Raw genomic sequence first — 23,210 nt, 5'->3', positions numbered from 1 at the left:
GTATAATTAATGTATTAAGTGTCTCAAAAGTTTATCAATATCTTCTTTTGAAGTCGTGAAACCTAAACTAACTCGTATTGTAGATAGTCCTTCTTCTGTAGAGAGTCCTATTTCTTTCAGGACATAAGAAACTTCTACATTGAGTGATGAACAGGCTGATCCATTTGAGCAAAGAATTTTTGAGTTAGCGATAAATAATTGACTTTCTAAATGTGGTACCGTGAAGTTAATGATATGTGGAATTGCATTTTCGACAGGCGTATTTAATTTCCATCCTAAATTTAAAATTTTTCCTTTTAAATAATTTGATAAGTCCTCAAAATATCCTTGATGTTGAGATAACATCTCGTCAGTTGCCGCTGTGGCAAAAGCAAGAATTAAGGGGGTTGCAAGAGTGCCTCCACGTAATCCAAATTCTTGACCTGCACCATGAATAATAGGGTGGAGTTTAGTTTCGCGTATATCTCTGATATATAAAGCCCCAATACCTTTAGGACCATAAATTTTATGTGCAGAAAGTGAAAGAAAATCAATATTTAATTCATCTACATCAATTTTTACTTTTAGATATGATTGCGCGGCATCAACATGAAATTTGATATTTTTTTTGAAGCAAGCATCGCCAATTTCTTTGATAGGTTGAATAGATCCTAGTTCATTATTTACATGCATAATGCTGACAAGTGCTGTATCTTCACGCATATGTGAAATAATATCTTGTGCTTTTACAATCCCATTTGCTTGTGGTGCAACATAAGTAATTTCATAATCGAATTCTTTTTTTAAAAAATTACAAATAGATAAGACACACTTATGTTCGATAGTGCTTGTTATAATATGCTTACCTGCTTTTGTGTTAGCAAGTAGATAACCTTTGATTGCTAAATTATTTGATTCGGATGCTCCACTCGTAAAAACGATTTCACTTTTATATGCTCCAATCGACTCCGCAATTTTTTCACGGGCAATTTCTATTTTATCAGAAGAAGATCGGCCCATTTGATGAGCTGAAGAAGGATTTGAGTAATCTTCCTGAAAAGAACGAAATAATTCGGTTTTAACAGAAGGGAGTAAAGGGGTCGAAGCAGCAAAGTCTAAATAAACCATCTTCTACTTAAATCTACGATTATATTTTGATGATACATCTGGAAGTGTTAGTTTTCAAAAAAATAATCACTATATACGTCAAATTATGTCGTTGAATCGCTTGTGCTTTATTTTAATAGTTTAGCCATTAGGTAGTAATTATATTAATAAAGGCAATTCTTAATGGACTTTGTGAGCTTCAACTTAAAAATGAAAGGATTTCATCCCTTCTTCTGGAAATATTTTGTCTATAGTTTACATAATAAAGGTCATTATTCTGGGAACCTCAGTAACTAAAAAGCCAACTATCTCAGTAAGATAATTGGCTTGAGTAAAGGGTTCTCTTATCCGGTTATTCGTTGATCATCCCAATAACACGGCACTACAATTAAATTGTTTTCATGTAACCGCGACCATAACCGAACTCCTAAATCCCGCTGCATATTCTGTAATGTGAAATTGGAAATCAGTAGTGTGGATTTCATGTTGTCATAACGACTATATAAAACCTTATGTACCATTTCCAGACGTTTCTCATGCCGGTCATGCAGGCCATATTCATCAATCACCAATAAATCAAAACTGGAAAAATGGTCGATTAATTCTTTTTCAGAGCGTGAAGTATCTGACCAGGTGTCCATCATTTTTTGAGCAATTTCTGCACTGGTATAGTAGCGTGCAGTTTTTGTACTGTTATGCAGAATGTTGCGAATGATTGATGCACTCAGATGGGTCTTTCCTGTACCCGGTGTACCGATGAGCAGCAGGTTCGGATGAAGGTCGGAAATAATCTGTTGTGCAAAGGCCTGACATAGCTTGATTGCATTGTCTTGTGCAGGACATGCAATCACATAATTTTTGAAGCCACAGTCCAGGTAGCGTTTATTAAGTCCTGAGTTCTTGATTTTCTGCTGCAGTAAGCGCTGCTGCAATTCATCTTCATAGGCTACATGTGAATGACGAACGGTTTCTTTTGCACACAATTTACAGAGTCTGTGACCGGCAATTTCCATCAGGGGTATATGATGGGTGGGACAAAGCGTTTCCGTTGCTTCAGCGTGAATCTGGAGCGTTTTAAGCATAGTATTCATGGTAGTTCTCCTAAATCCATTTTGAATTTTCTAAAAAATTCTCATTTTTTTCTTCAAAATTTGAAGATGAAGATGAAGATGAAGATGAAGATGAAGATGAAGGGCATTGCTTGAGCTTGGTCGGAGCAATGCTCGGGGTATCCTCAGAGGATGCTTGAGCATTTTTTTGCACTTGCTTGTTAGATGCTTGAGCATTACTTGCGGATTTATTCCAGCGTGCTTGTGCTGCATTTTTAGCTTTATCAGATTTCATCTGCTGATTTTGTAAAGCCTGACTTTTTAAACTGGTTAAAAAATTTGAATGAATCTGTTCAGATTCGATTTCAAACAATTCCAATGACATCAGCGTATTCAACAAAGTTTTAGCCTTGGTCTGCTGCGGTAATTTCGTGATGCTGCAGACCGTCGCTAGATCATGAGGAATAGCACCATTTTTCCAGAAATCCATCATTAACAGCAGTGCTGCACCAATTTGTTCTGCAGTCATTCGTGCGAATTTTGCCTGTAAGTCGCCAATATAGAGTGGCATCCAAATTGAAATATCTTTATGCATATTTTCACCTTTTTATAGGTATAGAAGGGCTAAGGTCATCAATTAGATGACCTTATATATTTGTTTGATTAGGGAACTAGGCTCATTAACCGGATGCGGGCCTGGCGGGCTAAATCATCGTAATGGGCTTGCCCATCATCCAGCAGTCGTTGTAGCCAAAGCCTTAAAGCCTGGTGATCATCGAAGCATTTATTGATTTCCAGCAAAAAGGCCAGATTGTGCAGTTTAGGAATGTGTAACTCATGAATGAGTTCACGCGCGACCATATCTGCTTCTAGGCTAACGACTACGCCGCCAAAGAAAGCTTTACTGTTCATGGGCAAGCTCCTCTGTATTCAGTCTCTCCAGCATGGCTTCAAAAGCACTACCATCGCGACGCGTAACATTCGGAATGTAGCGGCTATAGACCCGGAACAGCATTTCAGTGGTTGAATGTCCCAGCTGGCGTGCGATCCATTCCGGGTTCTCGCCTGCAGATAACCATAATGTTGCAGCGGTATGGCGTGTTTGATAAGCACGACGAGGCTTTAATCCTAGTAACCGCAAGATCGGATGCCAGACACGTTTATTCACCAAACGGTAATCGAGAGGTCCACCGTCACGATTACAGAATACAAACTCTGATTTACCATTATTTAAGCTTTTCTGTTGCAGAAAGGCTTGATAAACCCGGTCACTCATCTGGATTGTGCGGTCAGAACCATAGGTTTTGGTTCCACCCAGCTCCCCATTCACCAAGGCTTCACGAATATGGATTTCCCGACGTTGCAAGTCCACATTTTTCCATTGCAATCCATCGATCTCACTGGTGCGCATACCCGTGAAAAATCGAATAGTGTAATAAGGTTTAAAATCATCACGAACTGTGGCCAAAATTGCATGTACTTCCTTTAATGAAAAAGGCGTGACTTCAATTTTTCCTTGCTTTAAGTTCTTGATATTCTTGTAAGGGCTGTCGAAATCATATCGTTCTGCAGCACTATCGAGTATCATACGAAGTGCTATCATAATCTGGTTGATTCTTGATGGTGAAAGGCATTCTTGGTTTTTCCCGTGAGTCACTTTGGCGAGGGATGAACGGAATCCAAGAATGTCTGACTTTTTAATAGTAATAACCGGAATTGTACCAAAAAAAGGGATTAAGTACTTTTTGATCACAATTTGAATTTTTCCCTTGTAGCTTGTACGCCACTCTATTTCTTTATCAGTGAACCAAATTTCACAGAACTTAGAAAATAGAGGTGTTTTTGAGCTGATTTCATTTACTCTGTTTTCTGCGTTTTTGATTTCTTTCAAACGAGAACTTTTTGGAAAGTATTTAGCATAGTCAAAAATGCCCAATAAGATTTCTGCCTCCATTCGTTCAATCGCTTTTTCAAGCTTTTTGCGATTTTGAGCATTGTCTTCAAGAGCTGTTGTTTCACGGCAACGGATGTTTAAGTATCGAAAATCGACACATAATTTACCGTATCTAGTACGAATAGCAGCCATAATAATGTTCCCCCTTACTGAAGTTGTAGGCTGTGTAGCGAGCCTAAAGTGGTTTTAGTCATATCTTCTTCAATGCGTTCCCATACATATAAAATTTTGCGACCACCAAAAGGGCGAATGTAATGAATACCTTCAATCAAAACGCTATCCTTTAACTGATTACGGATGGTACGTTCGTTATAATGGATTCGTTCAGCCAATTCTTTTGTAGTAATATAAGTAAGATTCATATTTGTATCCTTTTATGAAGTATCACAATGATGTTATTTAAGATCACAATGCGATAATAAATGCATTTAACACATCATACAAGTACTTTATTACACAATGGTGGTAATTAATGATAGTTTGTAACTTGCCAGTTCTTTTGGCAGAACGAAGAATGAAAGTAGCAGATGTTGCTAGAGAGACAGGGATGAGTAAGACCACACTACATAAGTTATATAATGGTCAATCAACTCGAATAGATTTTGAAACCATAGAAAAGTTATGCGTATTACTGAATGTTGAAGTGGGGGATTTATTAAAAATTAAGCAAAATGATGAACAAGATTTTTAAGAAAAATAAAGTCTGAATTATAATTATAGAGTTTAAATATTTGTTTTATTTAATATTTTTTGGTGACCAAATTTGGTCACCTTGGGAATATATGAAGTTAAAAATACTAAAATAGAGAAAAAGAAGGGAGTTCATTTTTCTTGAAGTTTACTATCCTGATTATTGATAATGAAACTAATAAAATAAATATCAAAATAATGAATCTATAGATCTGTATATTATGGGCTAGGGCACGTTTTGGTCACTTTTGGTCACGCAGTCAACTTATGAAAACATTTATCTAAAATATTTAGTACTTTTATAAAGCTAGAAATTTTAATTTTTATGAGAAAATAATCTTAAAAATCAACAAGAAAAAAGCCCCTATCTTTCGATAAGGGCTTTTTGAATTTGGAGCGGAAAAAGAGACTCGAACTCTCGACCCCAACCTTGGCAAGGTTATGCTCTACCAACTGAGCTATTTCCGCAATTGAGCAGTTTTTTGAAAACTTTCACTAAAAAATTTGGAGCGGGAAAAGAGACTCGAACTCTCGACCCCAACCTTGGCAAGGTTATGCTCTACCAACTGAGCTATTCCCGCATGCCGTGTATAATACAGCATGAAAAAATACGGTCAATCACTTTATGTAAATTCTCAGTTCAATTGCATAAAATTAAAGCATTTTGTGTGGGATTTGCTCAAAATAGCGCTATACAGCTCTTATTCAAGAGTAAAAATAATACAGAAACACAAGTTATAACCTTTAAATAAGAACAAGGTATACTGAATACACGTTAAATTTAGATTTTTGGGAGAGGTCTTGTGACTTTAGAGCAACAATTGCATGAGCGTTTACAACAGCTTTCACCCTTGTATTTAGAAATCATCAATGAGTCAGCAGGACATGGCGGCTACTTCCCAGGCAAAGAGTCTCATTTTAAAGTCAGTATTGTGAGTGATTTATTTAATGGCTTACGTTTGGTACAGCGTCATCAGAAAGTATATGCCGCAGCCGGAGACTTACTAAGCTCAGGAAAGATCCATGCTTTAGCCATTCATGCTTATATTGAAACGGAATGGACAGGTTCTGTGCCTGCAAGCCCTGAATGTGCGCATGCGCCAAAAAATTAAGAGAGTGTTATGGATACACATTTACTGATCAAGATTATTCATATGTCGAGTGTTTCACTTGCCATTGTCGTATTGCTACTTCGAGCGACGACATTATTCGTTGGGGTGCAAAACGATCAGCCTAATCCGAAAAGACGTAAGCTTTATGTCGGTTTACAACATTTATCCTTTAGCTTGATGCTGGTGACTGGGCTTATTTTATTGAGCTTGAACAACTTTCAAGTGCAACCGTGGTTCTATGCCAAAGTTGTATTATTTTTTGTGATTATTTCATCTGTCATTAAAACCTATAAACAAGACAATACGATTCCGTTGGCACAACGAAAAGCGGGCCTCTTTATTACCGTTGTTTCTTTTATTGCCATTATTGGTTTAATTATAATTAAACCTGCTTTTGGTTAATTGTTAGACATGATTATTCTGCTTATATGTGGTCTCGCTTATACTGCATATAAGTAAATAATAACGATGTAGAGGGTAGAGGGACTTATGATCATACGTGTCGTGTTTAATCAGAAGGGTGGCGTAGGCAAATCCAGTATTGCGGTCAATTTGGCGGCGATGAGTGCACATCATGGCTTAAAGACATTGGTGATTGATTTAGACCCTCAAGCCAATTCGAGTCAGTATTTATTGGGCGATGATGCCACTTATTCAATGGATAAAACGGCATTAGAACCGAATATTGAAAACTTCTACGATGATGTATTGGGGAACACGAGCAAAGGATTAATTGGTAGTGCGATAGGCTCTATTTTAAAATCTAAAAATAAAGGTTTTGATGCATACATACATGCATCGCCCTTTCAAAATTTAGATGTTCTACCTGCAAGTCCATCTTTAGGGGCTTTAGAACATGCTTTAGAGTCCAAATATAAAATTTATAAACTCCGTGATGCGATTCAAAGTCTTTCACAGCGGTATGATCGTATTTATATCGATACGCCACCTGCATTTAACTTTTTCACTTTGTCAGCACTGATCGCGGCCCATAAGGTGCTTATTCCTTTTGATTGTGATGTGTTTTCGCAGCGTGCTTTAAAGACCTTAATTGAAAATATTATTGAAACGCAAGATGATCACAATGATCAGTTAGAAATTGAAGGCATTGTGGTGAATCAGTTTCAAGCACAAGCAAAATTACCAAGAGAGGTGGTACAACAATTAAAAGATGAGAGACTGCCTGTCTTGGACAGTATGTTGCCACCTTCTGTAATTATGAAAGAGTCCCATCATAAAAATATGCCACTGATCTATTTAAATACAGATCATAAATTGACGCAGGCCTATCAATCATTGTTCAATGAGATTGAGCGCAAATAAAATTGAGAAAGTTATGTCTATCATGTCTTCTAAAATAGCCCGCTTAAGTATACTGACCCTAGGTGTAAGTTTACTTTCAGCGTGTGCAACTACAGTTAAGCCGACCTATGTTTCTCCGACGCAATATCAAGCTTTAAACTGTGTTCAAATCGGTGCCGAGTTTAATCGTATTCAACAATATATTAATGCTGGTGTACAAACGCCTAAACGTACAGGCATGGGCGTTGGTCTTGGCTTAGGCGGTGGTTGGGGCCGTGGTGGCTGGGGAATAGGTCCTTCTGTTTCGGTGAATATGGGACAGTCTTCAGATACGAAAAATACTGAGCTATCACGTCTTTATGGTCAGCAAGATGCGTTGTCACAAGCGGCACAATTTAAAAATTGTCCAAATGTACCGAAGCGGGCAGACAATACAAAGAAATAACAATATGTGATGTCTGTCACACCAAACAATTGGCAACCTCTAGAAAAATGTTTCAAAAAATATTTTCATTAAAACAAGTGTTTAGATAAATTTAATTACTTGTTATGACATAAAATTCACATTTTGTTCATATTTAAAACTTGTCTTATTTTCTGATTTTCGTTTAAGGTGTGCGTCCTTTAGTCCACGCTGATGTTTATATGGTTGAAAGTTGGCTCTTTATTTTTGCAGTGATTGCGGTACTTCTTATACCAGGACCGACCAATGCATATTTGGCGAGCGCAGCGCATCACCAAGGCATGTTAAAAGCATTTTATTTGGTGCCAGTTGAACTATTGGGCTATATCTATGGCATTAGCATATGGTCTTTATTGATTCATTTGACGATGCCAACGTGGCCTTTATTGATCCATATCTTACATATTGTCAGTGCTGGTTATGTGATTTGGCTTGCTTTCCATCTTTGGAAAACGTCACATTTAAAACAGCACAGTTTAAAAAATAAGAGTATTGCTCGCAGTCACTTGTTTAAATCTACGATTAAAAACCCAAAGTCTATTTTATTTGCAGTCGGCATTTTCCCTGCATCGACTTGGGACTCATTTCAAAACTATATGTTTATATTGAGTATTTTTACGGTGTGTTTGATTCCATGTGCATTGTTTTGGATTTATTTTGGACGCAAAGTATTGGCGGGGAATTTAACAAAAATCACTGCCGAACGTGTTTATAAAGGATCGGCAATGTTGTTGTTATTAAGCATGTTACCTGTATTTATTGGCTTCTTTTAAACGCTTTACTACAATTATTGAACCACGTTTGTCGAGCCACATTTGTTGAACCACATTGATTCTTCTTCGCCGTAAATTACGATAGCGCTTAAAGCGTATTTGGTTTTTCCTTTGAGAAAAATTTATGGCGAATAAAGCCAATTACACCAGGCAAGATACTTAGAATAATAATACCGAAGATCAGGTAAGTGAAATTATCTTTCACGATCGGCATATTGCCAAATAGATAGCCTAAAGTAATAAACGACGAAATCCAGCAGAATGCACCAATCACATTATAGGTCAGGAAGAATTTGTAATTCATGCTGCCTGCACCCGCAACGAAAGGGGCAAAAGTGCGTGCAAAAGGGATAAAGCGTGCAAAAATAATGGTTTTACCACCATGCTTATCAAAAAACTGCTGTGTATGTACCAAATGCTTTTTATTAATAAAACGTGATTCGATGTCAAAAACGCGCGGGCCAATATATTTTCCAATATGGTAGTTCAATGTATCGCCCAACACGGCTGCGATAAACAACAGTACTCCTAAGACCCATGGATCCATAGCACCAGTAGATGCAGCCAATGCACCAGCAGCAAAAAGCAGACTATCGCCCGGTAAAAAAGGCATAACCACTAAGCCCGTTTCTACAAAAATAATCAGGAAGAGAATCCCGTAAATCCAAATACCATAATTTGTTATAAATTCAAGTAGATGGTCATCTACGTGTAAAATAAAATCGATCAATTCCATGAGGCAAAAACTGTACTAAAGTGTGCAGAAATCCTAGCAGTCCTACCCCGCAATGTCAGTAATAAAATGAGTTAAATTTAATAACGATTAATGTCTACTGTTTGGCTTTATCATTGCAAATTTGCAACACAGGGTGTGTTATTTAGATATTTATTAGAATAATAAAGACCACTATTCTCTAAACATAAATTTTAAATAAAAATACAGGTATCTAAATGTTCAATCCGAATATAGTCGTTAAAAACATCGTAAATCAAACTCAGGCAGATGCCGTGATTAGCCTCATTGCTCGTATTTTAATGGCGTATATTTTTATTGTAGCAGGATGGGGTAAGATTGCTGCGTATCAAGCTACGGTGGGTTATATGGAGTCTATGGGTGTTCCAGGTATAATGTTACCCATAACAATTTTAGTTGAATTAGGTGGAGGCTTGGCTTTACTTTTCGGATTTCAAGCACGTTTTGCTGCCTTTGGTTTAGCAATATTTAGTTTACTTACAGGTTTTATTTTCCATACAGGCGCTGATGATGCTGTAAATTTAATGAAAAATATCGCCATGTCTGGTGGCTTATTTTTCTTAATGTTGCATGGTGCAGGGAGAATAAGCATTGATCATGTGATTGAAAAATAAAATTTAGCGTGGTCAATAATTTTAAAAAAGCTGACTCTATTTAAGTCAGCTTTTTTTATGCTTAAAAAGCGTAGTGACATTAAAAAAATATCGTTATGGAATCACATGTGATTAATGGTTGGAAAAATGTTAGAATAGCGCGCTTATATTCGTTGCCTACATAGTTGTTTGCCATGACTACCAATACCCAAATTACTGAAGACCGCATCCTGATTTTGGATTTCGGTTCTCAATATAGCCAGCTGATTGCACGCCGTGTACGTGAAGCTGGTGTTTATTCAGAAATGTACGCATATGATATGTCGGAAGAAGACATTCGTGCATTTAACCCAAACGGGATTATCCTTTCAGGTGGTCCAGAAAGTGTTTATGAAGCTGGTAGTCCACGTGCCCCTGAAGTTGTGTTCAACTTAGGCGTACCTGTTCTGGGTATCTGCTATGGTCTACAAACCATGTCACAACAACTTGGCGGAAAAGTAGAGCCGGGTACTGTACATGAGTTTGGTTATGCAGAAGTTGATATTCAAGTTCGCGATAAATTGATCGGTGATCTTGAAGATACGAAGGACCAATTAAAAGTTTGGATGAGTCATGGCGACAAAGTGACGGCTCTTCCGACAGGCTTCCAAGTCACTGCGAGTACACCTAGCTGTCCTTTTGCAATGGTGTCTGATGAAGCGCGTCGTTTCTACGGTATCCAGTTCCACCCAGAAGTAACGCATACGGCTAAGGGTGCTGAATTACTGTCAAACTTCGTTCACGGTGTTTGTGGCTGTCGTAACCTGTGGAATTCTGAAAATATCATCGATTTACGTGTTGAACAATTACGTGCGCAAATTGGCGATCAAAAAGTATTATTAGGTCTTTCAGGTGGTGTTGATTCATCTGTTGTGGCTGCACTTTTACACCGTGCGATTGGCGATCAATTGACATGTGTATTTGTAGATAACGGCTTACTTCGTTTAAACGAAGGCGAGCAAGTGATGGACATGTTTGCTAAAAACATGGGTATCCGCGTAATTCGTGCCGATGCTGAAGAGCGTTTCTTAACTGCGCTTAAAGGCGAAGTTGATCCTGAGAAAAAACGTAAAATCATTGGTCGTGAGTTCATCAACGTATTTGCTGAAGAAGCACGTAAGCTTGATGGCGTGAATTTCCTTGCTCAAGGTACGATTTATCCAGACGTGATTGAATCTGCTGCGACGAAAAATGGTAAAGCACACGTGATCAAATCGCATCACAATGTGGGCGGTTTACCAGAAGATTTAGCATTTGAATTGGTTGAGCCAATTCGTGATTTGTTTAAAGACGAAGTACGTCGTTTAGGTACCACTTTAGGTTTACCTTTCGAAATGCTTTATCGTCATCCATTCCCAGGTCCAGGTTTGGGCGTGCGAATTTTGGGTGAAGTGAAAAAAGAATATGCAGATATTCTTCGTCTTGCAGATGACATTTTCATGCAAGAGCTGCGTGCAAGTGGTTGGTATGACAAAACTGCGCAAGCCTTTGCTGTATTCCAACCTGTTAAATCTGTGGGTGTGGTGGGTGATGGTCGTCGTTATGCATGGGTGATTGCACTGCGTGCGGTTGAGACTGTTGACTTTATGACAGCGCGTTTTGCGCATCTTCCTTATGATTTGGTTGATAAGATTTCAACGCGTATCATGAATGAAATTGCTGATGTTTCACGTGTTGTTTATGATGTTTCATCTAAGCCACCGGCTACGATTGAATGGGAATAATTTTCTAAAGAAAATTATTAAAAAAGGACGCTTAAGCGTCCTTTTTTATTTAAGCTGCTGGTGATTCAATTCGGCTTAATGGATCATCAATAACATTAATACTTTCTAATAAAGCTGAATATTGTTGAGTGTCTTCCCTTACCTTATGAATAATTGCTTTGGCTACTCGATTCATTTCAGGTACATCCATTAGTGACATACCTCGTTCTAAAACGCCTGCACAATGAGAATATTCATTATTTACGCGTCCTATAAATAAGCGATAAATCTCATCATTCCAAAAAATTTTTAGTCTTTCGTCTTCATATTTGAAATAATTAGGAAATTTAAAGAAAGAGTATATTTCTATAAACTTTCGAGCATTATTACTGAAATTATAGAACATAGAGTGATTATCATCAGTCAGAATATTTGTACTAGCGCATGTATGAATTTGCTTAAATAAGTAATTAAATTCTGTTGAATATTCACTAAGGTATTTAGGCATCTGAGTAATTTTAGAAAATTCTTCCTCTCTAGATATAAGAAATTTGTTGACTTGTAATTCTTTATTTTTATCACTTCTGATAACTTTAGTATTTAATCTTTTCAAATATTTAAGGAAATCGAGATTATGTGTGCTAATAAATAGTTGTGAGTATTTTCCTTGTAAGCAAATTTTTTCATTGATTAGACTATAAATAAAGAAAATATGATTACTATCCAAACTACAAATTGGGTCATCTATCCAAATAATAGGTTGTTCAGCATTATTTAAAGATTCTTGGACTTTTGCTAAGAAATAGCAAAAAGAAATCAAGCTACATTCACCCTCACTTAAATTATGAGCTTTTGTTTTAACACCATTTTTAAGGCGTTGTATCTCAAATTTTATGGATTGACCATTTGTCCTAGCAGTTTCGATAGGCTCAAGACTCAAATGCTGATGACCAAAATCATGCTGTAAAATTTCATTAATGCGTCTACAAGCTTCACCTTCAGATTTTAATTTAGCTCTTTCAGTTTCAATTTCTGACAAAATTCTATCTTTTCGATCTGTAAACGTTTCAAGCTCGGTTTTTAATGGGGCAATAGCTTTGACAGCCTCCTCTATATCAGTAGTGAACTGGGAGTAATTATTAACTTTTAAGAAATCATAAACATGATTTAGACGTAAAGTATTTTTAGCTTCATCTTGTTTATTTTTTAAGTCACTATTTAATTGAATACACTCATCTCTAATATCAGAAATTTGCTCAAGAATAGTTGTGATTTCTAGGGAATAATCTTGTGGGTTTATAAATCCTAGTTCTATAAAAGGGTTCTTATGTTTCTGCTCGAGTGTTACTTTTAGTTGTTTAAGCGATGCTTTTTGCTTTCTAAATTTAAAATCTAGATTTGAGTTTAATGCTGAGAGCTGAGAGTGATACTGTTGATAATAGGGATTAACCTCTAAAGTGAATTTTAATATTTCACTCTCTAAATCATTATCTAAAAGCTGAATACCTCTTGATATTCTGCTTTGAAGCAGTTGGAATTCTTGATTGAAATGTTGTTTAAGAGTTTGTTCTCTTTCTTCTGAAATTTTGTTACTACAAAATGCGCAAGTGTCCCGATCATGGTGGAGTTGATGTCCTGTTTGTACCCATGAGTTTAGTGTAGGGTTACTTGTTAATTCTTCAATTTTTCCACTAAGATTAACAACGGTCGTTAAAGTCTCATTTGTTGCTTGAACTAGTGAAGAAAAGTTTAAAGTGTATTTAGGTATGTCAGGCGGAGAGGGTAATTCAGTTTGTTTTACTAACGCTAGTTTTACTGTTTTTTGATCATCAGTTAAAACTTGAAAATTAGATGTTTGAACCTCAGTGATGTCGCTGTTAAGCTTTGTTATATTGTAATTAATCTCACCAAAAAGGTTATGTTGATATTTTATCGATTCTGAGCCACGAGTTGCTTTATCAGTAAGTAACTTTTCCAAATTACGTGTCTTAGAGCCATGATTTTCTATAGCATTTTTCACTTCATTATTTTTATTATGAATATTTAGATAAACTCCTGATCTAGTATTTTCTTCATCTGAACCTAACTCATTTCTCAACTCTTGGATACGGTCTAAAATCTGTTGATTGTCGCCACCTAATGTCACCGAGAAAGATTCAATATTTGCATTTTCATCATGAATGAATTTTAGATTTTCTTTTACGAAATCCGAGTTATAAACATGGATCGGGTAAGTAAAGGTAGATAAATTAGATTGGGTGATTTGTGATGTTGTAGTTTCATCAACTAATTCAATTTTAAAGTTGGGATTATCATATTTTGGAGGTATAGCTTTTTTCTCTAAAGATCTTACAATTTTTGAGAGGCTCGTTTTTCCTGAGTAATTCCGACCGTAAAAGATATTAATATCTTTAAAGTCATAAGTTTGATTATTTCCAATCCCAAGATTTTGTGCCCAATCAAAATTTTTAAAAATTGAAAAGTTATCAATTTTTGTAAAACATCTTATTTTCATTTCTTTCCCCTAAAAAATATTTAAAGTATTAATTTTTTTCAATTTTATGTTTTTATCATATTTGAAGAAGAATGAAATTTCTACTATGAAAATACTTATTGTCCTATCTTTAGTATTCATCGTATTAAGATAGGTCTAGGTAAAATGCAGCCGAATCGCTAAGATCAATAAAAAGATGTTAAGCAATGCGCCGACATCAACAGCGCTAAAGATTTCTAGGATAAGAACATGACCAATACCAATTACACCGAAATTTCTCATTCAGATGACTGTGAAAAATACGTTAATCAATTTATACAAGACTTTCAAATCCGATCAGCAGAAATTGGCAAGGGCACCGTCATTAAGCGTGCACTACCGAGCCGTCACAAACGCCTCATTGGAGCATGGTGCTTCCTTGATCATGCAGGTCCTGTAAGTTTTCCACAAGGCGATGGTTTAGATGTAGGGCCACATCCGCATATAGGTTTGCAGACTTTTACATGGATGATTGAAGGCACCATGTTACATAGCGATAGCTTAGGTACGACAGATCAATTGATTCAACCCAAACAAGTGAACTTAATGACTGCAGGTCGTGGAATTTCGCATACAGAAGTTGCACCAGACTCAGAAACAAAAATGCATGCGGCACAGCTTTGGATTGCTTTACCCGACGATAAGCTGCAAATCGATCCTAAATTTGAACATTATCCTGAGCTTCCCGTGGTCCAGAAAGACGGTGTCGAATATACAGTTCTGGTTGGTGAGTTTTTAAATACCACATCCCCAGTACAAGTACATACTCCTTTATTGGGGGTCGATCTGACTGCGACAGAGCAAGTAACCACACGTCTCACCCTTAATCCAGCATTTGAATATGGTTTTATGGCGCTTGAAGGCACGGCGGTGATCAATGGGCATCATCTGGATTCGGATAATTTGGTGGTGTTAGAGCCAGGGTTGACTGAAATTGAAGTGACCATCCATGCCAATAGCCGTGTTTTACTCTTAGGTGGCGAGCCGTTTGAATCTCCGATTTTATTATGGTGGAATTTTGTGGGTCGTACGCAAGAAGAATTGAAAACTGCTCGTGATCAATGGGTGAATGGCAATGAACGCTTCGGTTCGATACCATCGTATACAGGCAAACGTCTAGAAGCTCCTGTATTTCCAGACAGTATGCGCGCTTCAAAATAAACATTGAATTCTCGTTTTCCAACGTTAAGTATTCAAATATTAAGCATTCCGAACTTAAGCGTTCGAATGCGATAAAAATGACAATGAGCTTAAAATAAGGATTAAAACATGGCGATTATTGCAAATGCGAAAGTTCAAACACGTCCTGAGCCTTGGTCAGGGGATGTGACGAGTGGTAAGCATCAATTAATAACAGATAAACCAGAATCATTTGGTGGTCAAGATCAAGGTTTGGCGCCTTATGATTTTATCTGTTCTGGCTTAATTTCTTGCACCATGATTACCTTAAGAATGTATGTCAAACATAAAGACATCGATTTGGGTGAGTTTCAAGTTGAAGCTGATTTCAATGCCAATAAAGAAGGCCAAGAATGGATTGAGCGCCGTTTGAAATTTGCTCAGCCACTCTCAGCAGAGCTACAGCAAAAAGTTTTGGATATTTGTCAAAAGACACCTGTGACCAAGACTTTATTGCGAAGTGTAGAAATTAAGACGACATTGCTCTAAATATAAGACTGTAAACATATGACGCTAAATATAAACATAGCTCATGGAGCCCTTTATATAAAAGCAAAATAGCTTTTTATGGAAAGGTGAAATGGCTTCGTTTTTATGGTGTTGAATCGGTATATAAAATGACATTTTGTGTAAAGCAGGATGTCATTTTTTTATGAATCTAAGCTATAGTCGAAGCTCAAAGCTGAGGTGAAAATAATGATTACATTGCATCACTTAGAACAATCACGTTCATTAAGAATTTTATGGGCATTAGAAGAATTAGGCGTTGATTATCAGATCAAGCATTATAAGCGTCTTCCGACCATGTCTGCACCGCCTGAGCTCAAAGCTGTACACCCATTGGGTAAAGCCCCAATTCTAACCGACGGCGATTTGACCGTTGCAGAGTCTGCGGTCATTTTAGATTATTTACAGCATAATTATGATGCTGAAAATAAGTTTAAGCCGACCAATGCTCAAGATTTAAATCAATATAATTATTGGATGCATTATGCAGAAGGTTCACTCATGCCATTACTGGTCATGACTTTAGTGTTGTCTTTGGTTCCACCCAAAGTCCCTTTTATTGTGAGACCACTGGCCAATAAAATTGTTGATGGCGTGCAAGATGGATTTACGAAGCCTCGTTTAAATGAACACGTGGAGTTTCTAGAACAATATTTAAAAAATAATGATTATTTCGCTGGAGAGTTTTCTTTTGCAGATATTCAAATGAGTTTTCCTTTAATTGCGATCCAAGAACGTATGGGAAAAAAATATCCAAACATTGAGAAATTCGTTCAAAGAATTACTCAACGCCCTCATTATGTAAGTGCTAAGGCTAAAAGCAAAGACTGACTCAGAGTACAGACTGATTCAGAGTAAAAACTGACTCAGAGTAAAAACTAACTTAGAGTCAAAAGTAACTCTGACTCAAGACTAAGAACAAAAACCAATAGAGCTTAACAATGATTGTGGAAAGCAATTGTAGGGAATTAACTTTTCTTCCCGGTGCATCTGGAAGTACAAAGTTTTGGCAACCCGTGATGGAGAAATTGCCCGAGCAATGGTCAAAAAAAGTGATTTTTTATCCAGAGTTTAGCGAATATGAGCCTAATCCTGAGGTTCAAAGCTTTCAAGATTTGCAAAATCATGTGCTGAGTCAGATTGTTGAACCGACTGTGTTGATTGCACAATCAATGGGTGGGATTTTTGCGGTTCAAATGGCATTGCAAAAACCAGAATTAATTCAAGCTCTGGTTTTGGTCGCAACATCAGGGGGAATAGATATGAGTTTCTTCGATGTTGTCGACTGGCGTACTGCCTATCAAAAAGACCTCTCCGTGCCTGATTGGTTTGTTCAACATCATGAATATTTAGATGATCAATTACAGCATATTCAATGTCCAGTCTTATTGCTATGGGGGGATTCCGATTCTATTAGTCCCGTTGCGGTAGGGCAGTATTTACAATCAAAACTAAAATATTCAACATTGAAAATTGTGAAGGATGGACAGCATGATTTAGCAAAAGTACATGCCCACCAAGTGTCGCAATGGATTGATGATTTTATAAAGACTCATCTGCGTGAGTGAGCAAAAATTTATATATATTAAATAATAATGATTCTTTTGGCTTTATCGATTCTTCAAGTCCGATGATATTCAAGAAATATGAGCAATACTGTTCAACTGGAAAATGCATGATTTCATTCAGTCATTTTTCAGGATCAAAAAAACCATCTTGCGATGGTTTTTATTTAAAGAAGATAAAAAGCTATATATAACGATAGAAGCGCTTATCGCTTCACAACAATTGAATCGATACCGCTGTGTTGCAAAGTTTGTTGTGCGATCACGGCAGCTTGTTGTGAATCATAAGGTCCAGAAACAACTCGATACCATGTCTGGCCGCCTTCAGTGGTTTTCATCACATCTGCAGACAAACCATTGAGAATAATCTCCGCACGTCGAGCATCAGCACTATCTGGATCTGGATAACTACGAACTTGTAAGATAAAACTTGGTTTTGCTGCAACGACTGGCTCTGTTGACTCAATTAAACCCGTTTCATCCGTTGTCGGTGGTGCAGTAATCACTGGCGCTTCAACAATGACAGGAGCAGTATTGACCTGTTGATTTTCAGGAACGGCCTGATCAGGAATCGGTGTCACTTGTTGTTGCGGCAACAAATCATAAAAACGATAGTCATTGTTGGTTTCTTCTTGATAATGCTCAGAAGTCACATCATTGCTACGAGGTTTAACGGGTTCCCAAGGTTTCCATAGCATAAGTGCTACAGCAAAACTTAACACGATTAAAACAAGCACAAGCATACCAAGCCATTTGGGAATCAAAGACTTTTTAGGCTTATTGGGTCTTTCAGATACACCGCGTTGCGTCTTTCCAAACACGTGGAAACCTCTCATTTTTGAATATTACATGGCTACTTGTTATAACCATGTAATTTGATTTGTAATATTTACCACGAAACACCGTGAATAAAAGCACTCATTGTTCAACAATTTGAATAGGATGCAATTTTAAAAAGCATCCTAAAGCACTATTTACATGCTTTCTGGTGCAGAAACACCAAGTAACTCTAAACCATTACGTAAGACTTGCTGAACATTACTCGATAACAATAAACGTGCTTGGGTTAATTCCGCATCATCACCTAATACTTTATTTTCGTTGTACCAGCCATGGAACAATGCTGCAAGCTCTTTCAAGTAGTTACCGACTTGATGAGGTTCATAGCTATTCGCCGCTCGTACAATCACTTCAGGATAAGCTGCAAGTTTTGCCAGAATTTCAGTTTCAGTATCTAGATCCAAACGAGACGCGAATTCACGTGCGTGTAAAGCATCAAAATTAACTGCTGTGGTTGTCGCTTTTTCAAGCATACGACAAATACGAGCATGCGCATATTGAATGTAATACACCGCATTGTCTTTACTTTGAGACACTGCAAGATCTAAGTCAAAATCGATGTGTTGTTCAGATTTACGCATCACATAATAAAAGCGAGCAGCATCATTACCCACTTCTTTACGCAGGTCGCGCAAAGTCACGAATTGACCTGAACGAGATGACATTTGAACCATTTCGCCACTACGCCACAAGCTTACAAACTGAACCAAAAGTACGGTTAATTTTTTAGAGTCATAACCCAACGCATCAATTGCAGCTTTAACACGTGCAATATAACCATGGTGATCTGAACCCCAGATATCGACGATCTCGGTGTAGCCACGTTGTAACTTATCTAAATGGTAAGCGATGTCAGAGGCAAAATACGTAGTTTGACCGTTACGGCGTTTTACTACACGGTCTTTTTCATCACCAAAATCAGTTGATTTGAACCAAATGTTGCCATCTTTTTCATACAAGAAGCCACGCTGATCCAGTGTTTCAAGTGCTTCAGTAATTTTATCAGTCAATGATTCTTCGCTGAACCATTGGTTGAAGGTCACACCAAACTCGCCTAGGTCATCCTTAATATCATCAAGAATGGCTTTAAGCGCTGCTTGTAAAAACACACGGTAACCTGTACCAATGAGTGCTTGCGAATTAAAGATCAAACCGTCGATGTGCTTTTCTTTATCACCAGAAAGTACAACCTTATTGCCTTCACTGTCCAACTCATCTGCAAATTGCACGTCTTCAGGAACATCTTTATAGACGTCAGCAACAGGACGGACATATGCAGTGCCATCTTGAGCAATAATGCTTTGTGCGATTTCTTTAACGTAATCGCCTTGATACGCATTTTTAGGGAAAACCAGTTCTTGACCTGTTAACTCTAAATAACGGAGGTATGTTGATGTCGCAAGGATGTCCATTTGACGGCCTGCATCATTCACATAGTACTCACGGTCAACTGTTGCACCTGTTGCTTCTAACAAGTTTGCAACCGTCATTCCGTATGCTGCACCACGACCATGACCTACATGAAGGCTTGACGTCGGGTTTGCAGATACAAATTCAACTTGGATTTTCTTAGCAGCATTAACTTGTGTTAGACCAAACTGATTTTTTTGTGTTTGAATCTGATCCAATACTGCAAAACGTTGGTCTGCATTTAAGAAGAAATTGATAAAGCCTGGGCCAGCAATTTCAGCTTTCGTAATCTCTGCAACGTCAGGAAGTGCTGCAAGAATTTTTTCAGCTAAATCACGAGGCTTCATACCTGCAGCTTTAGAGGCGATCATCGCAATATTAGACGCGAAATCACCGTGACTTCGGTCTTTAGTACGCGTTAGGTTTCCGTTGTTGTTAAAGTCGGATGGGAGAACCCCTTCAGTTTGAAGAGATTGAACTGCATGATCGAGAGCTGCTTGTATTGCCGTATTCATAATTTATCTAAAAATTAATGTCGCAGAAAAACAGCAAATATAGCAAATTTAAGATGCTTTAGGTGAATGCATTTGTATTGAATAAAACTTATTCGATGTAAAAAATCAATTAAATGAAGAAAAGTAAAACACAGCGGCGTAAAATGATACGAATTCTATTTTTTAAGCATTAAACATGACTGCTGAAACACCTAAAATTATTGGAAATATTCCAAAACTTCCAGCCAAATGGGCAATGGTGGTCATCCCATTTATTTTGTCATGTTTAATGAGTGGCATTATTTCCATGATTACGATGCTGCGTAATTTAGGCTGGATTGAGGGTTTTATGGCACTTTGGTTTCACAACTGGATGTTGTCATGGGCATTTGCATTTCCTATCGTGTTATTTTTATTGCCTTTGGTGCGTAAATTGACTGCAAAGTTAGTGAACATACCACCGCTGAATTAATATTCACCAGATGGTTATAAAATCTGGAAGCATGATTCACTACCATCCACAGAGATGGTTAGAGATGGCAACTTACTGGTTTATCCAATAATTCAGCTTTGCCATTTTCAAAGGTATAAAGCTTTGAGGCATTAAATACTTTGATTACTTTGGCTTTCTTGAGTTCGAGTTTAAAGGTTTCTGATTTCTTGGCATTGATCAGATCAAAAGGGTTGCTGTAATTTTTATTGTCTAGCAGGACTTGAATTGCACCAGCCTGTGGATCATTAGATTTTAAAACCTCTTGGCCTTCGGCATTTTGAATGGAAAAACCTGATTTTTGTGAGGTGTTTTTACAATTCAAACGCATAAATAGCATATGGCCATCTTTGGCTTTATTTTGTAAATTATAAATCCCTTGTAAATCATTTTCGATGTAAACCCATTGTCCAACGGGCATATTTTGAGTTAATTTTTCAATTTGTTCTAAGGTGGTCTTACTAATATCAACTACACCTTTTTTATCGATTTCAGGCACTTTTTTTTCACCTAAACCGACCATTGATAATGCTTTTTCACTTACTTTTGAGGTTTTTTCTGAAATGCTTTGACAGCCTGAAGTTGCAAAGAGCACTGATAAAGCTAAGATCGCACAAGGTGCTTTAAAATAAATATTCATAATTTACTCGATAATCTAAAAGATTTAGTTTTTTTTCATGGATAAGGTCTATGTTCTATCTTATCTAATAATGTTAAAGCAGCAGTAAAAATTAACAAATTAGCGCAATTGCGAAAAATGCAGTTTAAAAAAGTGATATTTAGACCCAAATGAACGAAAAACCTTAACTTATCAATATTAAAAATAGTGGCAATATCATTATCAATTTTCTAAATATCTAATTGGCCAAAAATAGGCTTAAGCTATGACCTGAATATAGAAGTGCTGAAGTCAAATTGGACTGAAGTTATGGCGAACTGCCAAATGAATGAGACTGGAAATGACATCTGCAAAATTATCGACTAAACATCCGCTTTATACCCCTTACGCTGGTTTTACCTTACTTGAGCTACCATTACTCAATAAAGGTTCTGCTTTTACTGAAGATGAACGCTCGAATTTTAACTTGCATGGCTTATTGCCGCACGTCATCGAGACTATAGAAGAACAACATCAACGTTCATATCAACAGTACACTTCTTTTAATGATGATATTAATAAACATATTTATTTAAGAAATATTCAAGATACCAACGAGACCTTGTTTTACCATTTAATTGAACAGCATTTATCGGAAATGATGCCGATTATTTATACGCCAACAGTCGGTGAAGCTTGCCAACGTTTCTCAGATATTTATCGTCGTCATCGCGGTGTATTTATTTCATATCCAGATCGTCAACATATCGATGATATTTTACAAAATGTGAATAAAAACAATGTAAAAGTGATTGTGATTACAGATGGTGAACGAATCTTAGGTCTCGGTGATCAGGGCATCGGAGGTATGGGTATTCCAATCGGTAAATTGTCACTTTATACCGCTTGTGGTGGGATTAGCCCTGCGTATACCTTACCGATTACGATTGATGTGGGGACCAACAACAGTCAATTGTTAAATGATCCGATTTATTTGGGCTGGAACCAACCGCGTATTAGCGGAGATGAGTATTACAACTTTATAGATGAAGTCCTGATCGCCGTTAAACGTCGCTGGCCGAAAGCATTGATTCAATTTGAAGATTTCGCGCAAAAAAATGCGATGCCTTTATTGGAGAAATATCGCGATCAATACTGCTGTTTCAATGATGACATTCAAGGTACAGCGGCCGTTTCTGTCGGTAGTTTGATTGCAGCGAGTCGTGCTGCGGGTAAACAGCTTAAAGACCAAACAGTTGCATTCTTGGGTGCAGGTTCTGCTGGCTGTGGTATCGCAGAGCAAATTGTTGCGCAGATGGTTGCTGAAGGTTTAACAGATACCGAAGCGCGTGCACGTATTTACATGGTGGATCGTTTTGGTTTAATCACGGACAATCAACCTAATTTGGTCGATTTCCAACGTAAGCTGGTACAAAATACCGATTCCGTTTCAGCATGGGCTGATGTGGATGGGATGATTTCATTACTTGATGTCGTCAAGAATGCGAAGCCTACAGTTTTGATCGGTGTATCAGGCCAACCTGGTTTATTTACAGAAGAAATTATTCGTACGTTGGCTGCGAACTGTGAACATCCGATTATCTTGCCACTCTCTAATCCAACATCACGTGTTGAAGCTGTTCCTGCAGATATTATTCACTGGACAGATGGTAAAGCGCTGATTGCAACAGGCTCGCCATTTTTACCCGTGACTCATAATGGCAAAGTTCATCATATTTCGCAGTGTAATAATTCTTATATTTTCCCTGGTATTGGTTTAGGGGTAATCGCGTCTCAGGCGACACGAGTGACAGACAACATGCTTATGGCTTCAAGTATGGCATTAGCAGACTGCTCACCTAAATTACACGATCCAGATGCAGATTTATTGCCTGATTTAGATGATCTACAAAAAGTCTCTAAAATCATTGCCTTTAAGGTTGCACAAGCGGCGATTGCAGATGGTGTTGCCTTACCATTAAGTGATGAGTTGCTCCTCAAAAGCATTGAAGACAATTTCTGGAAACCAGAATACCGTCGTTATAAGCGTATTCCGTTCTAAACACGTTTATTTCT

At 37.4% G+C, this 23,210-nt stretch carries 25 protein-coding genes and 2 tRNA genes; 14 read left to right on the top strand and 13 right to left on the bottom strand.

All coding sequences use genetic code 11. The features are described from left to right. Nucleotides 1–6 precede the first annotated feature (6 nt). The 6 genes from V5M36_RS15105 to V5M36_RS15080 form a co-directional block, all read right to left on the bottom strand. Nucleotides 7–1,107: a cysteine desulfurase family protein gene (locus tag V5M36_RS15105; RefSeq protein ID WP_004668067.1), complete on the bottom strand. Its 1,101-nt coding sequence runs from the start codon at nt 1,105–1,107 to the stop codon at nt 7–9. A 323-nt stretch (nt 1,108–1,430) separates the two neighbouring features. Beyond that, nucleotides 1,431–2,177, bottom strand: a complete 747-nt coding sequence (locus tag V5M36_RS15100) for an ATP-binding protein (protein WP_338560477.1) — start codon at nt 2,175–2,177, stop codon at nt 1,431–1,433. 10 nt (nt 2,178–2,187) lie between these two features. After that, a complete protein-coding gene (locus tag V5M36_RS15095; RefSeq protein WP_191112471.1) occupies nt 2,188–2,730 on the bottom strand; it encodes a DUF1376 domain-containing protein in 543 nt (180 codons plus the stop codon). 68 nt (nt 2,731–2,798) lie between these two features. Continuing rightward, nucleotides 2,799–3,047: a hypothetical protein gene (locus V5M36_RS15090; RefSeq protein WP_004732689.1), complete on the bottom strand. Its 249-nt coding sequence runs from the start codon at nt 3,045–3,047 to the stop codon at nt 2,799–2,801. Further along, nucleotides 3,037–4,221 carry a tyrosine-type recombinase/integrase gene (locus tag V5M36_RS15085; protein ID WP_338560473.1) on the bottom strand — a complete coding sequence of 395 codons (1,185 nt, stop codon included), beginning with the start codon at nt 4,219–4,221 and terminating at the stop codon, nt 3,037–3,039. The genes V5M36_RS15090 and V5M36_RS15085 overlap by 11 nt, the downstream gene beginning before the upstream one ends. A gap of 14 nt (nt 4,222–4,235) precedes the next feature. Beyond that, complete coding sequence (locus tag V5M36_RS15080; RefSeq protein ID WP_001054887.1) at nt 4,236–4,451, bottom strand: hypothetical protein; 216 nt, start codon at nt 4,449–4,451, stop codon at nt 4,236–4,238. A 110-nt stretch (nt 4,452–4,561) separates the two neighbouring features. Between V5M36_RS15080 and V5M36_RS15075 the strand changes: the two genes are divergently transcribed. Beyond that, nucleotides 4,562–4,780 carry a helix-turn-helix domain-containing protein gene (locus V5M36_RS15075; protein ID WP_004668076.1) on the top strand — a complete coding sequence of 73 codons (219 nt, stop codon included), beginning with the start codon at nt 4,562–4,564 and terminating at the stop codon, nt 4,778–4,780. 391 nt (nt 4,781–5,171) lie between these two features. On the opposite strand, the gene V5M36_RS15070 is transcribed toward V5M36_RS15075, so the two are convergent. Both V5M36_RS15070 and V5M36_RS15065 read right to left on the bottom strand, forming a co-directional pair. Beyond that, a tRNA-Gly gene (locus tag V5M36_RS15070) sits at nt 5,172–5,247 on the bottom strand. A gap of 37 nt (nt 5,248–5,284) precedes the next feature. Next, nucleotides 5,285–5,360: transfer RNA gene (locus V5M36_RS15065), tRNA-Gly, on the bottom strand. A gap of 222 nt (nt 5,361–5,582) precedes the next feature. Between V5M36_RS15065 and V5M36_RS15060 the strand changes: the two genes are divergently transcribed. From V5M36_RS15060 to V5M36_RS15040, 5 genes are all read left to right on the top strand, one after another. Next, complete coding sequence (locus V5M36_RS15060; RefSeq protein ID WP_338560470.1) at nt 5,583–5,891, top strand: BolA family protein; 309 nt, start codon at nt 5,583–5,585, stop codon at nt 5,889–5,891. 9 nt (nt 5,892–5,900) lie between these two features. Beyond that, nucleotides 5,901–6,293, top strand: a complete 393-nt coding sequence (locus V5M36_RS15055; protein ID WP_338560468.1) for a SirB2 family protein — start codon at nt 5,901–5,903, stop codon at nt 6,291–6,293. An 87-nt stretch (nt 6,294–6,380) separates the two neighbouring features. Further along, on the top strand, nt 6,381–7,214 hold the full coding sequence (locus V5M36_RS15050; RefSeq protein WP_338560466.1) for a ParA family protein: 834 nt from the start codon (nt 6,381–6,383) through the stop codon (nt 7,212–7,214). A 22-nt stretch (nt 7,215–7,236) separates the two neighbouring features. Then, the gene (locus V5M36_RS15045) at nt 7,237–7,638 is read left to right on the top strand and encodes a hypothetical protein (protein WP_445206337.1); all 402 of its coding nucleotides are present in this window, start codon (nt 7,237–7,239) and stop codon (nt 7,636–7,638) included. Between the two features lie 200 nt (nt 7,639–7,838). Beyond that, nucleotides 7,839–8,429, top strand: coding sequence for a LysE family translocator (locus V5M36_RS15040; protein WP_338564260.1), 591 nt, complete (start codon nt 7,839–7,841; stop codon nt 8,427–8,429). Nucleotides 8,430–8,517: 88 nt separating this feature from the next. On the opposite strand, the gene V5M36_RS15035 is transcribed toward V5M36_RS15040, so the two are convergent. Then, nucleotides 8,518–9,165 carry a DedA family protein gene (locus V5M36_RS15035; RefSeq protein ID WP_338560462.1) on the bottom strand — a complete coding sequence of 216 codons (648 nt, stop codon included), beginning with the start codon at nt 9,163–9,165 and terminating at the stop codon, nt 8,518–8,520. A 215-nt stretch (nt 9,166–9,380) separates the two neighbouring features. On the opposite strand from V5M36_RS15035, the gene V5M36_RS15030 reads away from it, so the two are divergent. Further along, a complete protein-coding gene (locus tag V5M36_RS15030; RefSeq protein ID WP_338560460.1) occupies nt 9,381–9,797 on the top strand; it encodes a DoxX family protein in 417 nt (138 codons plus the stop codon). A gap of 173 nt (nt 9,798–9,970) precedes the next feature. Continuing rightward, nucleotides 9,971–11,539: a glutamine-hydrolyzing GMP synthase gene (gene guaA / locus V5M36_RS15025; protein ID WP_338560458.1), complete on the top strand. Its 1,569-nt coding sequence runs from the start codon at nt 9,971–9,973 to the stop codon at nt 11,537–11,539. A 49-nt stretch (nt 11,540–11,588) separates the two neighbouring features. Here the strand turns inward: guaA and V5M36_RS15020 are convergent, their stop codons facing one another. Beyond that, on the bottom strand, nt 11,589–14,033 hold the full coding sequence (locus V5M36_RS15020; RefSeq protein WP_338560456.1) for an AAA family ATPase: 2,445 nt from the start codon (nt 14,031–14,033) through the stop codon (nt 11,589–11,591). A gap of 228 nt (nt 14,034–14,261) precedes the next feature. On the opposite strand from V5M36_RS15020, the gene V5M36_RS15015 reads away from it, so the two are divergent. From V5M36_RS15015 to V5M36_RS15000, 4 genes are all read left to right on the top strand, one after another. Continuing rightward, entirely contained in the window at nt 14,262–15,212 is a 951-nt protein-coding gene (locus V5M36_RS15015; RefSeq protein ID WP_338560454.1) for a pirin family protein, read from the top strand. Between the two features lie 108 nt (nt 15,213–15,320). Then, nucleotides 15,321–15,719: an OsmC family protein gene (locus tag V5M36_RS15010; protein ID WP_338560453.1), complete on the top strand. Its 399-nt coding sequence runs from the start codon at nt 15,321–15,323 to the stop codon at nt 15,717–15,719. A 207-nt stretch (nt 15,720–15,926) separates the two neighbouring features. Continuing rightward, nucleotides 15,927–16,568 (top strand): glutathione S-transferase, encoded by a 642-nt coding sequence (locus tag V5M36_RS15005; RefSeq protein ID WP_338560452.1) that lies wholly within the window; start codon nt 15,927–15,929, stop codon nt 16,566–16,568. Nucleotides 16,569–16,678: 110 nt separating this feature from the next. After that, nucleotides 16,679–17,305 (top strand): alpha/beta fold hydrolase, encoded by a 627-nt coding sequence (locus tag V5M36_RS15000; RefSeq protein ID WP_338560449.1) that lies wholly within the window; start codon nt 16,679–16,681, stop codon nt 17,303–17,305. A gap of 203 nt (nt 17,306–17,508) precedes the next feature. On the opposite strand, the gene V5M36_RS14995 is transcribed toward V5M36_RS15000, so the two are convergent. Continuing rightward, nucleotides 17,509–18,123 (bottom strand): SPOR domain-containing protein, encoded by a 615-nt coding sequence (locus tag V5M36_RS14995; protein WP_338560447.1) that lies wholly within the window; start codon nt 18,121–18,123, stop codon nt 17,509–17,511. 153 nt (nt 18,124–18,276) lie between these two features. Further along, nucleotides 18,277–20,067 carry an arginine--tRNA ligase gene (argS, locus tag V5M36_RS14990; protein WP_338560445.1) on the bottom strand — a complete coding sequence of 597 codons (1,791 nt, stop codon included), beginning with the start codon at nt 20,065–20,067 and terminating at the stop codon, nt 18,277–18,279. A 175-nt stretch (nt 20,068–20,242) separates the two neighbouring features. Here argS and V5M36_RS14985 point away from each other — a divergent pair, with 175 nt between their 5' ends. Next, the gene (locus V5M36_RS14985; RefSeq protein WP_338560443.1) at nt 20,243–20,518 is read left to right on the top strand and encodes a DUF2798 domain-containing protein; all 276 of its coding nucleotides are present in this window, start codon (nt 20,243–20,245) and stop codon (nt 20,516–20,518) included. Nucleotides 20,519–20,576: 58 nt separating this feature from the next. On the opposite strand, the gene V5M36_RS14980 is transcribed toward V5M36_RS14985, so the two are convergent. After that, on the bottom strand, nt 20,577–21,176 hold the full coding sequence (locus tag V5M36_RS14980) for a hypothetical protein (protein WP_338560440.1): 600 nt from the start codon (nt 21,174–21,176) through the stop codon (nt 20,577–20,579). Between the two features lie 319 nt (nt 21,177–21,495). Between V5M36_RS14980 and V5M36_RS14975 the strand changes: the two genes are divergently transcribed. Then, nucleotides 21,496–23,196, top strand: coding sequence for an NAD-dependent malic enzyme (locus V5M36_RS14975; RefSeq protein WP_338560436.1), 1,701 nt, complete (start codon nt 21,496–21,498; stop codon nt 23,194–23,196). The last annotated feature ends 14 nt before the right edge of the window (nt 23,197–23,210 follow it).

The sequence above is a fragment of the Acinetobacter sp. KS-LM10 genome (assembly GCF_036896575.1).
Taxonomy (GTDB): Bacteria; Pseudomonadota; Gammaproteobacteria; order Pseudomonadales; family Moraxellaceae; genus Acinetobacter; species Acinetobacter avistercoris.
This window is presented reverse-complemented; position numbering and strand designations above follow the sequence as displayed.

Bases quoted from the DNA above. Each gene is read 5' to 3' on its own strand.
- V5M36_RS15100 (WP_338560477.1), bottom strand. From the start codon at position 2,177: ATGAATACTATGCTTAAAACGCTCCAGATTCACGCTGAAGCAACGGAA.
- V5M36_RS15030 (WP_338560460.1), top strand. From the start codon at position 9,381: ATGTTCAATCCGAATATAGTCGTTAAAAACATCGTAAATCAAACTCAG.
- V5M36_RS14985 (WP_338560443.1), top strand. From the start codon at position 20,243: ATGACTGCTGAAACACCTAAAATTATTGGAAATATTCCAAAACTTCCA.
- V5M36_RS15095 (WP_191112471.1), bottom strand. From the start codon at position 2,730: ATGCATAAAGATATTTCAATTTGGATGCCACTCTATATTGGCGACTTA.
- V5M36_RS15050 (WP_338560466.1), top strand. From the start codon at position 6,381: ATGATCATACGTGTCGTGTTTAATCAGAAGGGTGGCGTAGGCAAATCC.
- V5M36_RS15000 (WP_338560449.1), top strand. From the start codon at position 16,679: ATGATTGTGGAAAGCAATTGTAGGGAATTAACTTTTCTTCCCGGTGCA.
- V5M36_RS15045 (WP_445206337.1), top strand. From the start codon at position 7,237: ATGTCTTCTAAAATAGCCCGCTTAAGTATACTGACCCTAGGTGTAAGT.
- V5M36_RS15075 (WP_004668076.1), top strand. From the start codon at position 4,562: ATGATAGTTTGTAACTTGCCAGTTCTTTTGGCAGAACGAAGAATGAAA.
- V5M36_RS15085 (WP_338560473.1), bottom strand. From the start codon at position 4,221: ATGGCTGCTATTCGTACTAGATACGGTAAATTATGTGTCGATTTTCGA.
- argS (WP_338560445.1), bottom strand. From the start codon at position 20,067: ATGAATACGGCAATACAAGCAGCTCTCGATCATGCAGTTCAATCTCTT.
- V5M36_RS15040 (WP_338564260.1), top strand. From the start codon at position 7,839: ATGGTTGAAAGTTGGCTCTTTATTTTTGCAGTGATTGCGGTACTTCTT.
- V5M36_RS15035 (WP_338560462.1), bottom strand. From the start codon at position 9,165: ATGGAATTGATCGATTTTATTTTACACGTAGATGACCATCTACTTGAA.
- V5M36_RS14980 (WP_338560440.1), bottom strand. From the start codon at position 21,176: ATGAATATTTATTTTAAAGCACCTTGTGCGATCTTAGCTTTATCAGTG.
- V5M36_RS15005 (WP_338560452.1), top strand. From the start codon at position 15,927: ATGATTACATTGCATCACTTAGAACAATCACGTTCATTAAGAATTTTA.
- V5M36_RS15080 (WP_001054887.1), bottom strand. From the start codon at position 4,451: ATGAATCTTACTTATATTACTACAAAAGAATTGGCTGAACGAATCCAT.
- V5M36_RS15015 (WP_338560454.1), top strand. From the start codon at position 14,262: ATGACCAATACCAATTACACCGAAATTTCTCATTCAGATGACTGTGAA.
- V5M36_RS15020 (WP_338560456.1), bottom strand. From the start codon at position 14,033: ATGAAAATAAGATGTTTTACAAAAATTGATAACTTTTCAATTTTTAAA.
- V5M36_RS15055 (WP_338560468.1), top strand. From the start codon at position 5,901: ATGGATACACATTTACTGATCAAGATTATTCATATGTCGAGTGTTTCA.
- V5M36_RS15010 (WP_338560453.1), top strand. From the start codon at position 15,321: ATGGCGATTATTGCAAATGCGAAAGTTCAAACACGTCCTGAGCCTTGG.
- V5M36_RS15105 (WP_004668067.1), bottom strand. From the start codon at position 1,107: ATGGTTTATTTAGACTTTGCTGCTTCGACCCCTTTACTCCCTTCTGTT.
- V5M36_RS15090 (WP_004732689.1), bottom strand. From the start codon at position 3,047: ATGAACAGTAAAGCTTTCTTTGGCGGCGTAGTCGTTAGCCTAGAAGCA.
- guaA (WP_338560458.1), top strand. From the start codon at position 9,971: ATGACTACCAATACCCAAATTACTGAAGACCGCATCCTGATTTTGGAT.
- V5M36_RS14975 (WP_338560436.1), top strand. From the start codon at position 21,496: ATGACATCTGCAAAATTATCGACTAAACATCCGCTTTATACCCCTTAC.